Source organism: Coleofasciculus sp. F4-SAH-05, from assembly GCF_040222985.1.
In the GTDB taxonomy this organism is placed as follows: domain Bacteria; phylum Cyanobacteriota; class Cyanobacteriia; order Cyanobacteriales; family Coleofasciculaceae; genus Coleofasciculus; species Coleofasciculus chthonoplastes.
In genome coordinates this window covers 1-4,622 of record NZ_JAVKBY010000041.1, presented here as the reverse complement: position 1 = coordinate 4,622, position 4,622 = coordinate 1, and the positions used below count along the sequence as shown (strand labels likewise).

Genomic DNA, 4,622 nt, shown 5'->3' with positions numbered 1-4,622 from the left:
ATCGATTGGCGATACTCACGACTTTCGCCTGTGCTAGACTAATTTTAGAGATTAACACATTATTTATTACAATACAAGACTAAGAGAAAATAAAAAGTCGTCCTAAAAGGACGAGGCTTGTATCCCTAGTTCTCGGTCAATCCCTTCGGGGAGCTTAGAGAGGTCGGTGAGAATCCGACGGGAAGTCGTTAGTACCGCATGACGGCGTATCTTGCATAGGGAAAGCATAGATATTTTTTAGCGGCAAATAGGAAACAATAGATCAGGAGAAACCATTTTTTCCTAACTGAACCCTGACTCCTCAATAAATGATCCCAGATGTCTGCCAAAGTTATCCTCACAGTCATCACAGGAAGTCTCAAAGGTGAGAACTTTGAATTTTGCGATCGCACGACTTGTATTCTAGGTCGCGCTAAAGATTGCCATCCCCGACTCCCTAATGATCGGTATCACAAGACTATCTCGCGCTATCACTGTTTGCTGGATATCAATCCTCCCGATATCCGTATCCGTGACTTCGGTAGTCTCCATGGCACTTATGTTAATGGTAAGATTATCGGCAAGCGTCACCGATATCAAACGCCAACTGAAGGGGCAAAGATACAGTTTCCAGAGTACGACTTAAAGAATGGCGACGAAATCAAGCTTCGCCATACCCGACTGCGCGTCAAAATTGAAGGGGTAAACCACAGTGACGTGAACTCCTCTGAATCACAAACAATTGGTGTTGATCCCAGTGAGAAACCTATCTTACCCCGTCAAAGTGGGTTAAAAAGCGCTTCAACGACTCTAGGATGTGACTCTTATCTACCTAAGATTCGCGGCTACACAACGCTGAAACGATTAGGTCAAGGGGGATTAGGAACCGTCTATTTAGCCCATCATGACCAAACCGAGGAATTAGTCGCCCTCAAAATCATGCGATCGCACAACAGGCGTCCAAGTGATGCCATCCGGCAATTTTTGCTGGAGGCTGAAAAAACTAAAGCGTTACAACACCCTAATATCGTGAGACTTCGGGAATTGGGCTATGACCATGATTCCTTTTTTTTTACGATGGATTATTGTAACGGTGGCAGTGTTCTGGATTTAATGCAGCAACGCGGCGGTAAATTGTCGGTCAATGAAGCGATGTCGATTACCCTGCAAGTCTTGGATGGATTGGACTATGCCCACACGATCCAGAGTCCTGATATTACCCTCACTCAGAATGGTAACACTCAAGTGCAGGGATTAGTACACCGTGATCTCAAACCGGGCAATATCTTTCTTGCCAATCTAGGATTAGGGCGTCTTGCCAAAGTTGCTGATTATGGATTAGCTAAGGCGTTTGATTTGGCAGGATTGAGTGGGTTGTCTCGCAGTGGTCAATCTGCGGGGAGTCCTGCTTTTATGCCTCGACAACAGGTTCTTGATTTTAAATATGCTCAACCTGATGTTGATATTTGGTCAATAGCGGCGTGTTTGTACTATATGTTAACGGGTAGATTACCTCGCGATTTTGGCAACCACGATCCATTCTGGGTTGTATTACAAACTCAGCCTGTACCGATTCGGGAACGAGATGCTGGAATTCCCAAGGGATTAGCGGAGGTGATTGACTTAGCGCTTACTGATAACCCTCAGATCTATTTTAAGAGTGCTGCTATTTTTAAACGGGCGTTGGAAAGTGAATTATAAGTTATAAGGTAGATGTTTAATTAAGTGGGTTTGGTACAAGTTATGTTTTTTTAACGCTCCAGGTAGCAGAGGGTAACGCTCCAGGTAGCAGAGTAGGTTTGCTGATTGGGTTGAAAGGTTTGTCTGATTTTATGTCCGGTGGAATCAATCAAATTTGGGTGAAGATAAGTTTATGAGTCAGTGGAAATCAGGGCAACCTCTTAAACAGGGTAAATATATTATTGAACAACTTCTGGGCTGTGGCGGTTTTGGTGTCACCTACCGAGCAAAAGAGTCATCATCCGGTAAATTAGTCGCGATCAAAACGCTTAATATTTACCAGCAATTTAAATCTAATTTTAGCCAAATCCAGGAAAAGTTTCTGAATGAGGCACTCTGTTTAGCCCGATGTCACCATCCCCACATTGTTGAAGTTTATCCTCAATTGTTTCAAGAAGATGGTGTATGGTGCATGGTGATGGACTATGTTGAGGGGCAAGATTTAGCCTCCTATCGTCAGAGTCGAGGGCAGTTATTAGAAGATGAAGCTTTAGAGATAATTAAGCAGGTGGGAGAAGCTCTGGTTTATGTGCATCAGCAAGGTTTTTTACATCGAGATATTAAACCTAAAAATATTTTGCTGCAGCGGGATAGTTTATCAGTGGTTTTGATTGATTTTGGTTTAGCCCGTGAGTTTATTCCCGGTGAGGAACAAAGTCTGACGAATTGGGGAACTGAATGTTTTGCGCCGATTGAACAGTATGAACGACGGGGGAATTTTGGCGCGTATACGGATGTTTATGCTTTGGCGGCTACTCTCTATTTTGTTCTCACGGGAGAGTTGCCTTATTCGGCGACAATTCGCCAACGAGGAAATATTCCCTTAGTTCCGCCCAAACATCATAATCATAAAATTAGCGATCGCGTCAACAATGCGATTCTTAAAGGGATGGAAGTTGAACCGCAAAATCGTCCGCAAACGGTTCAGGAATGGCTGATGCTGTTATCATCTCCTCAATTATCGGTGTTTCATTTTGAGGTGATTACTGTCGATACGAAAGGAGAAATTATTAATCGCTGTCACCAGGATGCCCACTATTTTGTTGAAGTGTTAGATGATGAGATTAGTCTAGAAATGATTGCCATTCCAGGGGGTGAATTACTGATGGGGTCTCCACAGCCGGAAGAAGGGCGTCGAGATACGGAAAATCCACAACATCTCGTTAAGTTATCATCATTTTATATGGGTAAATACCCAATCACTCAAGCCCAATGGCAACTGGCTACCACTTTACCTGAAGTGAATCAAGCGCTCAATCCTAATCCATCCAGTTTGAAAGGAAAAAATCGACCAGTTGAACAAATTTCTTGGAATGATGCAGTAGAATTCTGTGCCAGACTTTCCCAGAAAACGGGACGGATGTATCGTTTACCCAGTGAAGCAGAATGGGAATATGCTTGTCGGGCTGGCACAACAACACCTTTTTATTGTGGTGAAACGATTACCCCAGAATTAGCAAATTTTAACGGCAGTTTCACCTATGCGGCTGCGCCAAAAAGTATTTATCACCGCCAATCAACGGATGTGGGTAGTTTTCCACCCAATGCATTTGGGTTATACGATATGCATGGTAATGTTTGGGAATGGTGCGCTGACCTGTGGCACAGTAATTATAAAGGTGCGCCCTTAGATGGTAGACCATGGAATGGTGCGGAGAATAATCAATTTAGTTTTATGTCGCGCTTTCGGGTTTTACGCGGTGGTTCTTGGGTTAGTCGCCCTAAACAATGCCGTTGTGCCTCTCGTCTGAATGGGAATCTCGATGATTGGTCTTTGTTTAATTTCGGCTTGCGGGTTGTGTGTTAACACTAAGTAGGTTGGTGGAAATAAACTTAACTAGATTAAATTTTGTAAAAGATATTGTCGGGTGGGCAAATTACGTTCATTTAACAATTTCACCAAAAATTATATCCAGAAAACCAACCCTACTCGCTACTAACTCGCTCAAACCCTTACAAAGGACGAATGACAAATGACGAATGACGAACTTATTAACAAATAGGACGCTGACCGAGGGGAACGGCATGAACATATTCGCTACCTGAGGCGGGCCACCCCCGGCGGTAAGAGGCTTCTTCTGGCTTTCCCCAACCAAGCTGAAGGATGATTTCCAGCATCTGGGAGTTCCCATAATGTAAAAGGTTAACCCATTCGGTTCGCGATGCGATCGCGTCCACATCTTCAGCCTGAATTTGGCGATAGTCTTTGCCGAGACGGATACTCAGGTAGAAGTCCATACCCGGAGTTACCTGTTGCCAAAATGCCAAGATTGAAGGTTTAGCTGCTTTGATTATCTCTACGTCACGAGTTAACGCCACTAACTGATCATCAACCGTCGGATAGCGTAATGTTTTTCTATTGAGGGTTACCTGTCGCCACACAATACCTGAAACCTGATGTTGTCGTTGATAGTGGTGAACCGCCGCTTTAAAATCTCGATAGGCACTAAATTTTTGAATCCCTTCAGATTTGAGGAATCGGTCAATCACTGGATTGCCCGATGCAGAAGCGGCTAGATTCAGACGCTGACCATTCATACAGGCGCGGCGTTCCTCTGCCAAAATTTGGATCAGTTCCTCGGTGCTGTAGACCCGTGACATCAGATGTGCGATCGTAATTCCGTATTAATCTCGTTAATCGGTCGCCGTTTTAACTCAATGGATTCAGAACGGGGGAGTAAGTCAAAAACCTTCCGAAAGACATCATCGACTTTTTCATAGCTGACTTGTCCCGTTTCATTCAACCTAACCTCACCCTCTTAGTCAATGAGAACGGTTTGGGGGACTAAGCCTTCATAATAATAACCCGGTTCCATGGAGTCATCACTCGGTTTGTCGTACAGAGTATCCGCACTAACTGGAATAAAACTCGCCGCCCGTCCATAAGGCGCTTGTAACTGGGA

The 4,622-nt window shown here is 44.1% G+C and carries 3 protein-coding genes and 1 pseudogene; 2 read left to right on the top strand and 2 right to left on the bottom strand.

The genetic code is table 11. The features are described 5' to 3' along the window. The first annotated feature begins 318 nt into the window (after positions 1-318). Positions 319-1,680, top strand: a complete 1,362-nt coding sequence (locus tag RIG27_RS04570; protein WP_446342868.1) for a protein kinase domain-containing protein — start codon at positions 319-321, stop codon at positions 1,678-1,680. A 172-nt stretch (positions 1,681-1,852) separates the two neighbouring features. Continuing rightward, entirely contained in the window at positions 1,853-3,526 is a 1,674-nt protein-coding gene (locus RIG27_RS04565; RefSeq protein WP_446342866.1) for an SUMF1/EgtB/PvdO family nonheme iron enzyme, read from the top strand. Between the two features lie 185 nt (positions 3,527-3,711). Here the strand turns inward: RIG27_RS04565 and RIG27_RS04560 are convergent, their stop codons facing one another. After that, on the bottom strand, positions 3,712-4,320 hold the full coding sequence (locus RIG27_RS04560; RefSeq protein WP_446342864.1) for a hypothetical protein: 609 nt from the start codon (positions 4,318-4,320) through the stop codon (positions 3,712-3,714). Next, positions 4,320-4,622: pseudogene (locus RIG27_RS04555) on the bottom strand (thylakoid membrane photosystem I accumulation factor); the annotation flags it as partial. The gene RIG27_RS04560 and the pseudogene RIG27_RS04555, both read right to left, overlap by 1 nt.